This is a genomic window from Sporosarcina sp. resist (genome assembly GCF_014302295.1).
Lineage (GTDB): Bacteria > Bacillota > Bacilli > Bacillales_A > Planococcaceae > Sporosarcina > Sporosarcina psychrophila.
Window position 1 is genome coordinate 1,715,313 of sequence record NZ_CP060287.1, and the last position, 16,908, is coordinate 1,732,220.

General features: G+C 39.8%; 16 protein-coding genes. 12 read left to right on the top strand and 4 right to left on the bottom strand.

Features of this window, described 5'->3' with window-relative positions:
• Window positions 1-58 precede the first annotated feature (58 nt).
• Both H7992_RS08640 and rpsD read right to left on the bottom strand, forming a co-directional pair.
• The gene (locus H7992_RS08640) at window positions 59-871 is read right to left on the bottom strand and encodes a cobalamin-binding protein (RefSeq protein WP_067207543.1); all 813 of its coding nucleotides are present in this window, start codon (window positions 869-871) and stop codon (window positions 59-61) included.
• 82 nt (window positions 872-953) lie between these two features.
• A complete protein-coding gene (gene rpsD / locus H7992_RS08645) occupies window positions 954-1,556 on the bottom strand; it encodes a 30S ribosomal protein S4 (protein ID WP_067207545.1) in 603 nt (200 codons plus the stop codon).
• 348 nt (window positions 1,557-1,904) lie between these two features.
• Here rpsD and H7992_RS08650 point away from each other — a divergent pair, with 348 nt between their 5' ends.
• Both H7992_RS08650 and megL read left to right on the top strand, forming a co-directional pair.
• A complete protein-coding gene (locus H7992_RS08650) occupies window positions 1,905-3,773 on the top strand; it encodes a sensor domain-containing diguanylate cyclase (RefSeq protein ID WP_187047295.1) in 1,869 nt (622 codons plus the stop codon).
• Between the two features lie 69 nt (window positions 3,774-3,842).
• A complete protein-coding gene (megL, locus tag H7992_RS08655; protein ID WP_187047296.1) occupies window positions 3,843-5,054 on the top strand; it encodes a methionine gamma-lyase in 1,212 nt (403 codons plus the stop codon).
• A gap of 435 nt (window positions 5,055-5,489) precedes the next feature.
• Here megL and H7992_RS08660 read toward each other — a convergent pair whose 3' ends face one another.
• Window positions 5,490-5,969, bottom strand: a complete 480-nt coding sequence (locus tag H7992_RS08660) for a GAF domain-containing protein (protein WP_067207552.1) — start codon at window positions 5,967-5,969, stop codon at window positions 5,490-5,492.
• A 196-nt stretch (window positions 5,970-6,165) separates the two neighbouring features.
• Between H7992_RS08660 and ezrA the strand changes: the two genes are divergently transcribed.
• The 10 genes from ezrA to H7992_RS08710 all read left to right on the top strand — a co-directional run bounded on the left by ezrA (window position 6,166) and on the right by H7992_RS08710 (window position 15,588).
• Window positions 6,166-7,857, top strand: a complete 1,692-nt coding sequence (gene ezrA, locus H7992_RS08665; protein WP_067207555.1) for a septation ring formation regulator EzrA — start codon at window positions 6,166-6,168, stop codon at window positions 7,855-7,857.
• 183 nt (window positions 7,858-8,040) lie between these two features.
• Complete coding sequence (locus H7992_RS08670) at window positions 8,041-9,174, top strand: cysteine desulfurase family protein (RefSeq protein ID WP_187047297.1); 1,134 nt, start codon at window positions 8,041-8,043, stop codon at window positions 9,172-9,174.
• Complete coding sequence (gene thiI / locus H7992_RS08675; RefSeq protein ID WP_067207559.1) at window positions 9,174-10,376, top strand: tRNA uracil 4-sulfurtransferase ThiI; 1,203 nt, start codon at window positions 9,174-9,176, stop codon at window positions 10,374-10,376. The genes H7992_RS08670 and thiI overlap by 1 nt, the downstream gene beginning before the upstream one ends.
• 402 nt (window positions 10,377-10,778) lie before the next feature.
• Entirely contained in the window at window positions 10,779-10,985 is a 207-nt protein-coding gene (locus tag H7992_RS08680) for an alpha/beta-type small acid-soluble spore protein (RefSeq protein WP_067207561.1), read from the top strand.
• Window positions 10,986-11,151: 166 nt separating this feature from the next.
• The gene (locus H7992_RS08685) at window positions 11,152-11,361 is read left to right on the top strand and encodes an alpha/beta-type small acid-soluble spore protein (protein ID WP_067207564.1); all 210 of its coding nucleotides are present in this window, start codon (window positions 11,152-11,154) and stop codon (window positions 11,359-11,361) included.
• Between the two features lie 173 nt (window positions 11,362-11,534).
• Window positions 11,535-11,741 (top strand): alpha/beta-type small acid-soluble spore protein, encoded by a 207-nt coding sequence (locus H7992_RS08690; RefSeq protein WP_067207567.1) that lies wholly within the window; start codon window positions 11,535-11,537, stop codon window positions 11,739-11,741.
• Window positions 11,742-11,920: 179 nt separating this feature from the next.
• Window positions 11,921-13,492: an acyl-CoA synthetase MbcS gene (mbcS, locus tag H7992_RS08695; RefSeq protein ID WP_067207570.1), complete on the top strand. Its 1,572-nt coding sequence runs from the start codon at window positions 11,921-11,923 to the stop codon at window positions 13,490-13,492.
• Between the two features lie 176 nt (window positions 13,493-13,668).
• On the top strand, window positions 13,669-14,574 hold the full coding sequence (rarD, locus tag H7992_RS08700) for an EamA family transporter RarD (protein WP_187047298.1): 906 nt from the start codon (window positions 13,669-13,671) through the stop codon (window positions 14,572-14,574).
• 138 nt (window positions 14,575-14,712) lie between these two features.
• On the top strand, window positions 14,713-15,177 hold the full coding sequence (locus H7992_RS08705; protein WP_067207576.1) for a GNAT family N-acetyltransferase: 465 nt from the start codon (window positions 14,713-14,715) through the stop codon (window positions 15,175-15,177).
• Between the two features lie 78 nt (window positions 15,178-15,255).
• A complete protein-coding gene (locus H7992_RS08710) occupies window positions 15,256-15,588 on the top strand; it encodes a YhfM domain-containing protein (RefSeq protein WP_187047299.1) in 333 nt (110 codons plus the stop codon).
• A gap of 37 nt (window positions 15,589-15,625) precedes the next feature.
• On the opposite strand, the gene H7992_RS08715 is transcribed toward H7992_RS08710, so the two are convergent.
• The gene (locus H7992_RS08715; RefSeq protein ID WP_187047300.1) at window positions 15,626-15,919 is read right to left on the bottom strand and encodes a hypothetical protein; all 294 of its coding nucleotides are present in this window, start codon (window positions 15,917-15,919) and stop codon (window positions 15,626-15,628) included.
• Between the last annotated feature and the right edge of the window lie 989 nt (window positions 15,920-16,908).

Genomic DNA, 16,908 nt, shown 5'->3' on the forward strand with positions numbered 1-16,908 from the left:
TGCTTATAATGCGAAAGGCTGTTTTCCCTATTAGGAAGGGGAAAACAGCCTTTTTATTTTACGCGTTTCTAACCCACTGCGGTAGTTGTAAATCCGCATAAATTTCCGGGTGAATCATTTTGGCTAATTTCAAAGCGCCTTCAAGGAGCCGCGGGGAAGGGCGACAATACAGTTCTTCTTCCATTACTGAAAGGCGGTCACTTTTCACGGCGTCCAACTCTTTCCAACCGGGCCGTTTCAGAACAACTTCTTTTTTCACTTTATTGATTCGTACTCCGACCCAAGCTAGAAGGATGTAATCAGGTGCTCTATTTAGTACATCCTCCCAGTCAGTCTGAACACTGGCAAATTCAACGTCGCGAAATTCATTCAAAGCTCCGGAAATAGTGCTTATTTCAGTCAGCCAATTAATTTTTCCAGGTGTAAATACAGGCTTTGGCCACCACTCCCAGTATAAAGAAGGGGTAACTTCGACAGTTTCGGCACGTTTTTTCATGTCTTGAATAAATAATAAATACTCTTCTTTAATTTGAAGTGCGTGTTCTTCAATTCCACATGCTTTTCCGACAGTTAACAGATCTTCTGCGATATCATCCAGGCTTTGTGGATCTAATACTAAGTGTGGAATCATTCGCTTCTCGAGTTCTGCGATGTTTTTTTCCATTCCGGGAACACTGAGCGATGCAAGCACTAAGTCAGGTTCATACAATTCCAATTTGTCCATATCAATCGACAAGTCAGGCCCTAATTTGGGTAAAGAATTGATTCCGCTAGGCCAATCAGAAAAATCATCAACTGCAACGAGTTGATCAATGAGGCCAAGGTAGGCAAGTAGTTCCGTATTACTCGGGCAAATCGATACAAGTTTCATATAATCACCTCATAAGTCGTAGTATGTACAGTATATCACGAAAAAAAAGAGCCCTGTGAAGGGCTCTTTTCCAAAGATGCTATTAACGAGAGTAGAATTCAACGATAAGTGATTCGTTAATTTCTGCTGCAAGTTCGCTGCGCTCAGGCATGCGGACGAATTGACCGACTTTAGTGTCTTTGTTGAATGTTACGTATTCAGGAACATAGCTGTTCACTTCAAGCGATTCATTTACAGTATCAAGGTTTTGAGATTTCTCACGGAAAGAAATTTCTTGACCAGGTTTAACGCTGAAAGAAGGGATATCAACGCGTTTACCATCAACCATGATATGGCCGTGGTTTACAAGTTGGCGTGATGCACGACGTGTGCGTGCAAGACCCATGCGGTATACAATGTTATCAAGACGAGTCTCAAGAAGAATCATGAAGTTAACACCGTGTTTACCAGGCATTTTACCTGCTTTGATGAACATCGTTTTGAATTGACGTTCGTTTACGCCAAACATAAAACGAAGTTTTTGTTTTTCTTGTAATTGCTTTCCGTACTCAGAAAGTTTTATGCGTTGGTTAGGACCGTGTTGTCCTGGACCGTAAGGGCGTTTTTCGATTTCTTTTCCTGTGCCTGTAAGTGAAATCCCAAGACGACGGGAAAGTTTCCATGATGGACCTGTATAACGAGCCATGAAAGACTCCTCCTCTATTGTTGGTTTTATTTTGTTGTAAAATAAGAACCAGATGTGTTCAATCCAAATGCCATTCTATCATCTTGCACCCTCGCCTCCGCAGCCAGGAAGTTACTCGATGCACCTTGTAAAAGGAATAGACTGGACAATCTGAAACACACAACTGCTGCAACTATTTTACACAAGTTCCATCATAACAACTATAGAAGTAAGAGTCAAGCGTCATACTTGTAAACTAAAATAAGTCAAATGGTCTATGTAAAGTAATGGTAACTATAGTACCAATGTATTACAATGATAGTAAGACTTATTTGAATTCTATATACAGATTAGGATTGGGGTGATTATGTGACGGATCATCAATTGACGATGTTGAAAATTAAAAGCGATTTGATGGATTTATGGACCAAAGATACTGCTTTGCAATCGTATGAACAATGGTTTAAGGCGTTGAAACCAAAACTAAATCACCATTTTAATATTGCACAAGCGGATTTTTTCATATATGCGAATAATAGTTTTGTGGCACTTAAAGGTCATAAGTCCGTTTCTAAGAGAGAACAAGCCTTGGTATTTGATGCACTTAAAACCGGAAAAGCGTTTAGCCATGATTCTTTAATCTCGCGAGTTAGAGAGACAGGTTTTAGCTATGCCGATGACTTTCTTCTGTTCCGGAATTTGAAATCTGAACCACTCGGATTGCTGGTTCTGAAATCTACTAATAAATGGAACGCATTTGCTACATCGCCATTTTTACATGAACTTGAAAAGGCGGTAAGCGACCTCATTGAGATAGTAAAGAAAATGGTTTTTCTTATAAAAGAGGAAAAAAGCTCCAAGCGTTTGTTCGGAGTCACCGAATTATTCAATTCAACAATGCAAAGTAATGTGATTTTAGATGGCGTAGTCTCTGCGATATCTAAAAATTTCCCGTCATCTGAAGTGGGACTTCTTTTATCACATGATCAAAAAGGGGTGACGCATAACTATAAGTTAATTGATTACATGAACGAAAGACCGTCTGCGATGAATGCGTTTGTATCGGGTGAAACGACAAAGGAAGTAATGCCTGAATTGTCATGCAGGCTGATTAATGCACCAATTAGAGGAAGACAAGGTATCTATGGTGTGTTGCAAATTAAAGCACCAATTGACCTCGTTTTTTCATCGACACAGAAAAAGTTTATCAGTATGGTAGTAAACACAGCAGGAAGTGCACTGGAAAAAGCGATTCTACATGATCAATCCCACCGTGTTATCGAAGATTTACAACTTGTCAATGAAACGTCGAAAAAATTGAATAGCAATATGCATTTTGGAGAAATGACAGCATTTTTGAAACAGCAATTGCTGAAAGCGTTTCGGCCAGCAGAAATTGCATTTGTTTTTAACAATGAACAAGATGGTTATGACCTCTCTCAATTAAGTTCAGATTTTTTTCGTACGGAATCAGGCAAGAATTATATTGAATTCTCATCGAAATACTTGAGGAGTGGCAAAGAAGCTTTATTTGATGCGAATTTTAGCGGCACCATGAACGAATCTATTGGTTACGAGTCAATCATAGCGATTCCGATTGTGAATCAAGAGGTACTTACGGGTTTCGTTGTACTACTGCATATGGATCAATACTTCTTTTCATTCGACAGCTTCAAACTCATGCAATCACTTATTGGCCACTCTTCGCTTGCGCTTGCGAACTCGGTATTACGCGACCAGTTACAGGAACTTGTTGATAAAGATCACTTAACCAAACTTTATACAAGGAGTTACGTAGATAAGATTATTGAAAAGTCGATTGTTGATGATGAAATGGGTGTGTTTGTTCTCGTAGATGTCGATGACTTCAAGAAGATAAACGACACATATGGTCATGTTACTGGTGATGATGTGCTGAAGCAGATCGCTACCATCATACTTGCAGAGGTATCCGGTAGAGGGGTTGCGGGAAGATGGGGTGGAGAGGAAATCGCTATCTTTTTGCCGTTGACAGAATTTCAAGAAGGGGCATTATTTGCGGAACGACTAGTTAAACTTATTCCTGCTGCCACTGAACCCTCAATTACGGTATCGATAGGGATGCATAACTGGACGACTAAACGACAGTCGACTTATAAAGAACTGTTTCAGCATACTGACAAAGCACTGTATATAGCGAAAAATAACGGTAAAAACCAAGTGGTAATCCATGAAGAAACCAGTTATACCTTTTCCTAACTGTGATTAAAGAGTAAACTAATAGATGTAGAGTTAGAATATTCTTTAAACATAAGGAGGGCAATGGAAATGGACAAAAAAAACCTTCACAAAGATACGATTGTCATTCATGAGGGATATGATGATAGGGAACATCAGGGGAGTTTAGCGGTACCACTTTACCAAACATCGACCTTCTCGTTTGAAACAGCATTGCAAGGGGAGAATCGCTTTTCAGGTGTAGAGGGAGGGAACATTTACTCCAGGCTTGGTAATCCGACTGTCCGCGTGTTAGAAGAGCGTATGACAGCTCTTGAGAACGGAAAAGGTGCACTTGCGTTTGGTTCGGGGATGGCAGCAGTCAGTACGATTCTCGTCCACTTGACGAAATCGGGTGATCATATTCTGTGTTCACGTGGAATTTATGGCTGCACATTTGGACTTCTTGGTATGCTGAATGAGAAATACAATATCACGCATGACCTTATTCAGATGAAGACAGAAGAGGAGATTGAACGGGCTATTAAACCGGAAACGGTCTGTATATATATTGAAACGCCTATCAATCCAACAATGGAACTTGTCGATATTCACGCGGTCGTGAATGTAGCTAAACGTCATGGACTTCGAGTTGTAGTTGACAATACTTTTTCGTCGCCCTATTTGCAGAATCCGCTCGATATCGGTGCGGACTTCGTTTTGCATAGCGCAACAAAGTATATTAACGGTCACGGAGATGTCATAGCTGGGCTTCTTGTCGGAGCTGACAAAGAAGAGATGGAGTCAATTCGTATGTCTGTGCAGAAAGATTTCGGAGGCATCATATCGCCATTCGATGCTTGGCTTTTAATCCGCGGATTGAAAACGCTATCGGTTCGCATGGAGCGCCATACTTCGAATGCGGAAAAAGTGATAGCTTATTTAAAAGGTCAGAAGCTTGTTGAAGAAATCTATTATCCGTTCGATAAAGACAATCCACAATATGAAATAGCGAAACGTCAAATGAGAGCAGGAGGCGGCCTGATTTCATTTACAGTTAAAGGTGGTAAAGAAGGTGCTCAGCTATTCATGGATAGCCTTTCTCTCATTAAGATTGCAGTCAGCCTAGGAGACGCAGAAACGCTTATCCAGCATCCTGCGACGATGACACATTCTGTTATTCCTGAGGCGGAGCGACTACAGATGGGTATCACTGATTCTTTACTAAGGCTTTCAGTCGGTCTTGAACATGCCGAGGATCTCATAGCTGACTTCAAGGCGGCATTCGCAATCATGGAGACAGCGATTACTGAGCGGGCTTAAACTAAGAAAAGCGCAAGGCGCCTAAAGGATTGCAGTTTAATTGCGCCACTTCCTGTGGCAACAGCTGCATGACCTACATCCTGTAGGCCCGCGACAGGCATAAGTCGATTCAGGGAAGGCAGTCTAAGATCGCGACGTCCTGTCGCAACGACTGCATACCTGCTTCCAGCAGGCACGACGTGGCGCTCTTTGCCACATAGCTGGATTGCTTATGACCTGAGCGGCTGGCGGCTGGAGTCTAGACAATAAGAAAATCGCAAGGCGCCGGGAAACTAGATACTATTTTAAGCGAAAAAACTTATACTTTTTTATCTATGACCAAATAGGACAGGAACCTCTCTGCTATAATTAACAACAGAGCAGGATTTCATGATTGTTGAGCAATGAAAAAACTGCCTTGGCACCGATTGTCTGGTGGCCAGGGCAGCTTGTTGTTCAAAGATGTTTGACTAGTACCTCGACAAGATGTTCCAGTCCAGCCTGATCTTCTTTTGTGAAGCGATTCAGCTCGGGGCTGTCGATGTCAAGGACACCTAGTAAGACACCATCTTTTAAAATAGGAATGACAACTTCAGACTGGGAAGCTGCATCGCATGCAATATGTCCTGGGAAAGCATTGACGTCCGATACGATAATGGATTTTTTTGTTTCAGCAGCTGTTCCGCAGACGCCTCTTCCAAGGGGAATACGAATGCACGCTGGAAGACCTTGGAAAGGACCAAGCACCAGTTCTCCGTCATCCATTAAGTAAAAACCGACCCAATTGATGCGGTCGAAAAATTGATTGAGTAAAGCAGAAGCGTTGCTCAAGTTTGCGTACATATTTCTCTCACCCGTCAACAATGCGTCCAATTGACTTGAAAGTTGTTCATATTTCACTTTTAAATCAGTGGCATAGTCAATTTCTTGAAACAAATAGAACACCCCTTGTTAAGTATATTTTGTTTAAATAAGTATACATATTAAGACGTTTATAAACAAATTTTGTCGATTATTAGGGTGGAAAACAGGTTTTTCCCTATAAATCATTCATATTCGCAACCAAAAGGGTTTAAACGTGGTACTATATAGGATAATATCATGGTACAGTGACTTGGACAGGGGGACCACGATGAAAATCATCATCATTGCCATACTAGTAGTTATTATATTAACGACAATCGCCTTCTTATTCAGGCGTAAACATATCCAGGAAATTGGTCGGTTGGAGCAGGAGAAACTACAAATTCAACACAAACCTATCTTAGAAGAGATGACAAAAGTGAAACAACTGAACATGACAGGCGAAACCGAAGAGAAATTCGAACGGTGGCGTAGCGAATGGACAGAATTGATGGACGTACATATGCCAAAAATCGATACATTATTATTTGATGTAGAGGATGTAGTAGATCGTTTCCGTTTTAGAAAAGCAACAGGATTAGAGAAAGAAATTCAAGAGAAAGTTCGATTTTGCGATAAAAAAATGAATAATATTTTGCAAGAGCTAAACGAACTCGTTGGCAGTGAAGAAAAAAATCGCATTGAGATGGAAAAATTAAAAGAGCAGCATCGTGCCGCTCGCAAAGCGGTACTCGCTCATCAACATTCGTTTGGGATGACAGCGAATCCACTTGAAAAGGAACTGGAATCATTTAACCCGAAATTCGCAGAATATGACGAGTTGACAGCGAATGGCAATTATTTGTTGGCACGGGAAATTGTCATGGCATTATCAGCAAAGGGAGATCATGTTTTTACGTTAATCCACGAGATCCCATCGTTGCTTTCTGAAATACAAAGCAAAATTCCAGCATCGATTCGTGAACTGCGAAATGGAACGAGAGAGATGGAAGAACAGTCCTATTATTTGCAACACCTAGAACTGACAAAACAACTTAGAACAATTGAGATTGAACTTGAAGAACTATTGTTAAAAATGGCTGATCTTCAAATTGAATCTGTTCAACAGTGTACAAGTGAAATAAATGATCGCATTGATTCATTTTACGATGCGCTTGAAAATGAAGTGAATGCAAAGCATTATGTAGATGAGTACTACAATCAAATTGCTGAGAGGCTTCACGCAATAACGATATTGACAAGAGAAACTTCAGACGAGGCGGCTTTTGTTCAGCAAAGTTATCGAATGGATGAAAAAGAAGCACAAATTCCACAGCTGGCTCTCAAAAAGTTAGGTTCTCTCGACAAACGATTTGGTGTGCTTATTTATAGGCTTGAGGAACAATTATCTGCTTATTCGGGATTACAGGAAGAGTTGCAATCCATTTTTGAAGAACTAGAGCAAATTGCTGTTGAACAGGAAAGTTTCACAAATCGTATGAAAAACTTGCGGATTGATGAAAATAATGTTCGAACTAAACTGGATGAACTGTCGCGTAAATTACAAAATTCAGAACGTATGCTACATAAGGGGAATATCCCAGGTATACCAGATGATATGGAAGCACGTCTTGAAGAAGCAGATGAACAAATTTATATTGTGACACAAAGTTTACAGGAAGTACCGCTTAATATGAGTCTTGTCGATTCTTATTTGGAGAACGCAGGGAAAGCTATAAATGATGTATCTATAAAAGTTGAAGAGATGCTTGAGAATGTATTACTGATTGAGTGGATCATCCAATATGGAAACAGATACCGTGCATCCAATCCGGAAGTTCACGCCCGCTTGTTAGATGCTGAAGAGTCATTCAGACAATTCCGTTATGCAAAAGCATTGGAAGAAGCAGCGACAGCGGTTGAAGAAATGGAACCGGGTGCTATGAAACGAATTGAAGAACTTGTGAAAGAACATGTCTGAGTTAAAAAGTAGACTACAAATAGCCACCGGCATATAATGCAGGTGGCTTTGTCACGCATTGAACTTGATTCAGTAATTTTTTTGTACTGAAAGCGAAGCGTTAGCTAAAGTAGTACCCACTTCTATAAGTGGTGGGATCAATGCTGAAATGCGTATTTAATGTAAAATGAAAGGAAGATTCACATGATTTATTTTGATAATAGCGCTACAACAGCTCCTGATGAGGGTGTGCTTACATCTTTCATAGAAGTGAACAAGCGCTTTTTTGCGAATCCCGCTTCAATACATCTTGCTGGAAAGGAAGCCGAGGCGCTTCTTGAACGATCGAGAGAACAGATCCTATCGATTCTTGGTGCACATGATGGAGAGCTTTTATTCACATCGGGTGGTACGGAAGCCAATAATTTAGCGGTAATCGGTTTTGCACGTGCTTTGCGTGCTAGAGGCAACCATCTCATCACAACAAAAATTGAACATCCATCTGTTCTTCGTTCAATGGAATATTTAGAGACGCAAGGGTTTGAAGTGGATTATTTGTCAGTTGATGAGCAAGGAATGATCTCTGTTGAAGAGTTGAAAAGTAAACTTCGGAAAGATACAATACTTGTCAGTATTATGCATGTCAATAATGAAATCGGTACAATACAGCCAATTGCTGAATGTGCACGCCTCATTAAAGAAAATACAAGAGCACTATTTCATTCGGATGCTGTTCAAAGTTTCGGAAAACTACCCGTTTCGTTAACTGGAGATGGTCCGGACGCAATAACGATTTCAGCCCATAAAATTAATGGCTTGAAAGGTTCGGGCATACTAGCATTAAGAAAAGGAATGGCACCAGAAGCAATTAGTTATGGCGGCGGCCAGGAAAGTGGTATTCGCAACGGTACCGTATCCGTAGCGAATGCAGTGACGATGGCAAGGGCGATACGGATGAGTGCGATAGACATCGAGCAGAAGGATTTCAGTCAATGGAGAAATCGGCTTATAGGCTTTATCGGGCAATTTGAGAACGTTCGTGTACTTGCCCCTGATAAGGCAGCACCGCATATTTTAGCTGTCGCTTTTTATAAAGTAAAAGGGGAAGTTGCAGTTAATTTCTTTCAAGAAAACGGTATTACAATTTCTACATCTAGCGCTTGTTCATCGAAAAGTGGCACTGCGGGGCATGTAATAGAAGCTATAGGTGTTAATGGGAAATTTAAAAACGGAGTAATCCGTATCAGCTTTGGAAAAAATAATATAGAACAGCATGTAGTGGAATTCGAGCAAGTATTTGCACGGTTCATGGAACTGCTTGGAAGGGGAAATAAGTAATGGAATGGAACGAACTATTGATACGCTATGGAGAGATATCATTAAAGGGACGAAACAGGAATGTATTCGTCAAGAAATTAAGAAACAATATTAAAGATGCTTTGAGTGATTTGAAAACGGTAATCATTAAACCTGAACGTGATCGCATGTTTCTTTTTGCGGAAGACAAAAGCGATATGGAAGAAGCGATAGCTCGTTTGCCACATATTTTCGGCATTCAATCTTTCAGTCCAGTTGCAAAATGTGAAGCGACGCTTGAAGCGATTAAAGAAAAAGCCTTAGAAATCATTGGGGCAAACGAAACAGCTGGAAAAACGTTTAAAGTTGAAGTGAGACGTACAGACAAAAGGTTTCCGCTTGTGACAAACGAGTTGCAGCTAGAAATTGGGTCACATGTGTTACGTAGCTTCCCAGACCTCATTGTGCAAATGAAAAAACCTGATATCGTGCTACTCATTGATATTAGAATAGAAGGAGCTTTCTTAACAGCTAAAGTATATGAAGGTGCAGGCGGTATGCCGGTAGGTTCAAATGGACATTCAATTCTAATGCTTTCAGGTGGTATCGATAGCCCAGTTGCAGGCTATCTTATGATGAAGCGCGGTGTGTCGATTGATGCAATTCACTTTGCCAGTCCGCCATTCACAAGTGATTTGGCTAAAAAGAAAGTGATGGACCTTGCAGAGAAGTTAAGTTCATTCGGAGCAGCAGTTAGGCTTCATATAATACCATTCACTGAAATCCAACAAGCGATTGTCAGTCAAGTACCTGATAATGTTTCAATGACGACAACGCGGAGATTAATGCTTCAAATTGCTGATAAAGTGCGTGAAGAAGAAGGTGCGCTCGCAATTGTAACAGGGGAAAGCCTTGGACAAGTTGCTAGTCAAACGCTCGAAAGCTTAACGGCTATTAACGCTGTGACCTCTTCCCCTATTTTGCGCCCGCTCATTGCAACGGACAAACTGGATATTATAGATATTGCCCAAAAGATTGGCACATACGACATTTCAATTAGACCCTATGAAGATTGCTGCACAATCTTCTCGCCTTCAAACCCGAAAACAAAACCAAAGCTTGAAAAAGTAGCTTATTATGAAAGCTTTACTGATTTCGAGCCAATGATTGAAGAAGCGATTGAAAAACGACTAATCGTTGAACTACCACTTCAACAAAAGGACGACTTCGAAGACCTTCTTTAATGTTAGAATAAATTACTGTTTACATCCACTGTATGAAATTCCGTTTGCGATGCATTCTATACGCACATAGAAGTTAGTACCAAAGTTAAAGGCATCAATTTAAGTGGATTAGGGATAATGGGAACTCAATCAAATTGAAGTACTATATATCGAACAAATAAGTATCTGTATAAACTGTGGAAGGCATCGTCTAGCGCCTGAGCGAATTCAATGAAATTCTTTATTTCAACCAATATAAAAGCTGCATCGGACATTGTCTGATGCAGCTTTTTGGCTTATATAGTGTAAGCAAAAGAATGGTTGCTTAAACTAATCTTAATTATTTGGCGTTATTTACCACTTATTATTCGCGCATGAATTTTATTAACTTGTGCATTCTAACTGCACAAGGAGGTGATAAACATGGCGAACAACAACAGCGGCAACTCGAATCAGCTAGTAGTTCCAGGCGTAAGACAAGCACTTGATCAAATGAAAAATGAAATTGCAGCAGAATTTGGCGTACAAATGGGGCCAGACGCATCATCGCGTGCCAACGGATCCGTCGGCGGAGAAATTACTAAGCGATTAGTGCGTCAGGCGCAACAACAAATGAATGGCAATAAATAAAGATTTATTCAATGAAAAGATGTTTCGGAACAACTTTTCGCTAATATAGTGTAAGCAAAAATGCAGATGTTTAAACTATTTTATGTAATTGGTGGACATTACCATAACAAATAAATGCATAAAGTTTTATAAACGGCACATTCTATGTGCACAGGAGGTGACAAACATGCCAAACAACAACAGTGGTAATTCAAATCAGTTAGTAGTTCCAGGCGTAAGACAAGCACTGGATCAAATGAAAAATGAAATTGCAGCAGAATTTGGTGTACAAATGGGACCAGATGCATCATCACGTGCTAATGGTTCGGTCGGTGGAGAAATTACAAAACGACTAGTGCGTCAAGCGCAACAACAAATGAGCGGGTACCAAAAATAACTCTTTAACTGTGAGGCTGGTTTAGGTATTATCTAAAACAGCTTTCGCTTATACAGTGTTATCAAAAGTACAGTTGCTTAATCAATTCAAAGTGATTTACAAACTTTACCACCTATAATTTTGCATGAATTTCTGCATCTAGCACATTCTAATTATACAAGGAGGTGGCAATCATGGCGAACAACAACAGCAGCAACAACTCGAATCAGCTATTAGTTCCAGGCGTACGACAAGCATTGGATCAAATGAAAAATGAGATCGCAACAGAATTTGGCGTACAAATGGGACCAGATGCATCAGCGCGTGCCAACGGATCCGTCGGCGGAGAAATTACAAAGCGCTTAGTGCGACAGGCTCAAGAACAGATGAAGGGTCACTAAGAATAATTGTTTAATGAAAAGCTGTTCCGGAATTATTCCGGAACAGCTTTTCATAATTTTTACAAGTATTAGCTAGTAAAGAATGAATTACTCTTAGGTTTATTTAGAAAAGTAAATTAGTTTTGAATTATCGGTACTTTATTTGTATACTTAGATGATACATCTAAGGGGGAATTTGCATGAATCGTGAACAACTGATTGCGCCAGAACAATATAACCTTGTCAGTGAATTTGAAAAGTATGCAACAGGTACAGGAAAAAAAGCGCTAATTTATGTTAATGCAGAAGGAAACAAGAAGGAAATTACATATGATGAATTAATCACTTTAGCGAATAAGGCAGCCAATGTCTTCAAATCGAACGGACTTGAAAAGGGTGATGTCGTTCTTGTCATGGTTCCAAGGCTAATCGAAGCATATGTGACGTATATCGGCGCCCTTAAAGCGGGACTTGTCGTAATCCCGAGTTCAGAAATGTTACGGTCTTCCGATATTGAATATCGATTGGCACATAGTGATGCTAAAGCAATCGTTGCGTTCGATGCGTTTACTGATCAATTTAGCGAAGTAAAAAACATAGGGGATGTCAAGGTATTCGTTGTTGGACAGGCTAAGAAAGATCAACTTTCATTAACCGATCTAATGGAAACTGCATCAACGGCGTTTACAGCACCACAAACGAAAAGTTCGGACATGGCATTTCTATCTTACACATCAGGCACGACGGGGAAACCAAAAGGTGTCGTACATACACACGCTTGGGGGTATGCGCACTTACGGACAACAGGAGCAAGCTGGTTGGGTATCAATGAAGGTGACGTAGTCTGGGCTACGGCTGCACCAGGATGGCAAAAGTGGATTTGGACACCTTTCTTATCCGTAATTGGTAGCGGCGCAACGGGACTTGTATATGACGGGAAGTTTGATGTGACGACTTATTTAGAGTTGATTGGTAAATATCAAGTGAATGTATTATGTTGTACGCCAACGGAATACAGGTTTATGGCGAAGGCCGAAAACCTTGGGGATTTTGATCTTTCTTCTATTCGTAGTGCGGTTTCGGCTGGAGAACCGCTTAACCGTGAAGTAATTGATATATTTGATAAGACTTTTTCGCTTTCAGTAAGAGATGGCTATGGGCAGACGGAAAACACATTACTCGTCGGGACGATGCTAGGTATGGAGGCGCGGAAGGGTTCTATGGGAAAACCGACGCCTGGCAATAAGGTCGACATTATCAATGACGAAGGAAATCCAGCGGTTGTTGGGGAAGTTGGGGATATTGCGGTACATGTATCGACACCTGCGTTATTCAAAGAGTATTTAAAAGATCCGGAACGGACAACAATGCAGTTCCGAGGTGATTATTACGTAACTGGTGATCGTGCAAAAATGGATGAGGATGGTTATTTCTGGTTTGAAGGTCGCGGGGATGACATTATTATCAGTTCCGGCTACACAATCGGACCATTTGAAGTAGAGGATGCATTGACGAAGCATCCCGCAGTCCGTGAATGCGCAGTCGTTGCGAGTCCGGACGAAGTCAGGGGGAATATCGTCAAAGCATTCGTGGTGCTACGTGACCCTGAAAGGAAAAATGAAGAGGGTCTTATTAAAGACTTACAGGATCACGTGAAAAGTTTGACAGCGCCTTATAAATATCCACGTAAAATTGAGTTCCTGGATACTTTGCCGAAAACTGCTTCAGGAAAAATCATGCGAATTGAATTAAGGAAAAAAGAACAACTGTAAATCATTCCAGAAAACAAACCGCTTAAAAAGCACGGGTTATTCCGTACTTTTTAAGCGGTTTTTGGTGTTTACGAGTAGGTTGTCAGTATTCTAAATAATCTCATCTTTACGTAGTGAATTAATGGGGCTATACTTAGTTTATTATTTCGATAATCAAAATATATGGGGGCGTCGTGATGCAAACAGAAAAAAGCGGTGTCCTTTGGGCAATCGGTTCGTATCTTATTTGGGGGATTATGCCGATTTATTGGAAAAGCCTTGAGCATGTCGCAAGTGCTGAAATATTAGTGAGTCGCATCGTGTGGGCATTTGTTCTAACGTTAGTAGTAGTTCTTCTTCTGAAAAATGGACGTCATCTTAAGGCGGATATAAAAACCTTGTGGATCTCGCAAAGAGACTTTTGGGCTTTGTTCGCTGCTTCAGCACTTGTTTCAACGAACTGGTTTATCTACATATGGGCAGTGAATCATAACTATATTGTCCAAACAAGTCTTGGTTACTATATTAACCCGCTTATATCGGTACTACTTGGAATCTTTTTCTTGAAAGAAAAGTTGTCAAGAGCACAGCAAGTTGCTTTTTTACTGGCGGCAACAGGAGTCACAATTTTGACGATTTCGTACGGTAAGTTTCCATGGTTGGCATTTACACTGGCAATAACGTTTGCAGTTTACGGTCTTATCAAGAAACAAATTAAGCTAGATGCACTTCGTGGGTTGACAATTGAAACGTTCTTCATTGTTCCGTTCGCTGTCATCTATTATGTGTGGCTATTCATGGAAGGCAATGCAGTGTTCTTACATTCTGACATCAAGACGGACATTTTACTTATCCTAACAGGTATAGCAACGGCTTTACCACTTATTATGTATGCAAAAGGCGTACAAAGAATTCCGCTATATATGGCTGGATTTCTTCAATACATAGCCCCAACGATGATGCTGTTTCTCGGAGTTGTTGTGTACAAAGAAACGTTCGGGAAAATTGAGGTATTGTCATTCGCTTTCATTTGGGCAGCATTGTTACTCTTTACGGTATCTAAACTAATTGAAGTGATGAAAATGAAGAAGAGCCTCCTTTAAATTAGGAGGCTACTGAAAAAGGCTATCTTTATATGTTGAAGTAAAGAATTACATCAAACCCGTTCTGGTATTTTGGGGATGTCTAGGCTAAATATATTCATCTGTTCATACATTAACTGAAAAAAAAGGAGGATAATATTGATTAATAAAATAGATATTATAAATCCGAAACTTGCTAAGGAGGTATTGAGCGTTCAAATTGCTTCGTATAAGGTAGAGGCGGAGTTGATTGATTTCTATGACATTCCGCCATTAAGGGATTCGGTTAGCACATTGCAACAATGTGGCGAAAATTTCTATGGATGCTATTTAGATGGAGAGTTAAGCGGAGTCATTTCTATAAAGGCAGAAGAGAATCTAATAGATATTCATAGGTTGATGGTGCACCCAAAACATTTTAGAAAAGGAATTGCCAAGAGATTATTAGATTTCATTGAAAGCGTCGGAGAAGGGAATGAAAAACTGATCGTATCAACGGGTTCTAAAAATGCACCAGCAATCTCCTTCTATGAAAAAAATGGATTCATAATAACTGGAGAAACAAAAGTAATGGAAGGTTTATCAATAACTTCATTTGAAAAGAAAATAACTCGATATCGCTAACAGCCTTCTTTCCTAGTAGAGCCATATTGTGAAACCCATCTGATAAGTATACGTCTATTAGTAGAAAGGGGGGATAATATGAAAGAGTTATCAATGCTATTTATTATACTAGGAACTTTACTAGTAGGGAGTTTTCAAAAGGAACAAATAGAAACAAAAACGGGGTATTTAGATTTAAAAGAAAAAAGTGGAATAGCTATATTCAGTAAAGCGGTGAGTGATTCGACCAGCGAACTAGGAATTGTTAATATGGTAAATCCGTCGTATAGATTCGACCTTGGTGAAGAATCATATTCCCTTTGGATTTCAGAAGACAATGGAACAATAATGAATACAAAAGACACTCATACTATTTACAGACTTTCAACTAGCTCAGTTCAAGAGGTTAATGGGTTTGTTAATAGAGATTAAACCTTCTTCAACGAACGAAGCAGTTAGTTGAAGAAGGTTAACCAAGCATTCTGCCGATGAATATAATGAAAGTTAATACGATTGAAAAAACTGACATGAAAATTATAGTAAATATACCTCTTGCCATTGCCTTCCATTCCCTTACATCCTTTAACCCGATGACTCCAAGAAAAAATGTTATCACTGTTATGCCTAAGACAATATCTAATGAATGAAGCCCTATGATTTTTGTGGTAAAACTAAAAAAATCTGCAGACGATATTGCGATTAAAAACAGAGGAATACAAAGTAAAGAAAGTATAAAGGACAATGAATTAATAGTTATTTCCATTCCATTCCACTCCCTTCTAAAAATACTATTCAATTTTAATAAATCTTCACGTACATATCCTTTACTTTTTTAGAACTTAGAGCTCATCTATATGATAAAACAGGATTAAAAAATATAGTATATATGTTGAATTAAAGAATCTCATTGAATCTGCTATGGTGCTCAATAATGAGAGAGTTGTAATTCGGTGTGTGGATTGTAGAACGCTTGGCGCTTTGGGGATGCCTCTCGCCGTAAGCCTGGATTAGCGCTACGCATCCAGTCTTACGACTTCGGCGACCCCTTTGCCGCGCCTGCGCTAGGGTGTTCATTATAGAGAGAAATATGATTTTGAGATGTATATGCTGAGATTATAATGTGATTACTTTTTGCTACTATTTATATTCAAGAAAGACGTGCCCCGGCTTGCAGATTTCATCGTAGATAATGAAAAGCTCTTTCTCACATAGACCATCCAGCGCAGGCGCGATAAGACTGAAAGTGGTCTTCTTCCTGGCTTATCGCGGGAGGCATCCACAAAGCGTCGAAGCGGTATTCGTAGGATTTTTATTTCATTCCAATTATTGTTTTTTTCAGTAGCCTTTCAAAAGCCCTTGTAAAGCGCATACGTTGTATTCATTTGTTCAACATATATAGAGCTAGGGATAAGTGAGTTAATAATGCCGAAATACTTTAAAACATATTTTTTAAATTTTTATGGAGAAATCAGGTTATGGAGATAGGGTAATGCCATAAAATGAAAGAATTAGGAGTAAGTACATACTTAGGACGAAGATAAATCATGATTGTTCCATCGCGTTCCAATTTCATAAGTACACGAAGTGCTAAAGCTTTTTGGGACGAAAGAATAGAGGGGCATAGACCTGGATAATAGCCGCCAAAGATGTTATTTTGGCGGCTGAAACTTTCTTTAGGGTTATCTCTTTTTTACTAGTAAAGAAGTGTCAATTTCTATATGGTATCACATGATTACATGCATACTCTTTTGC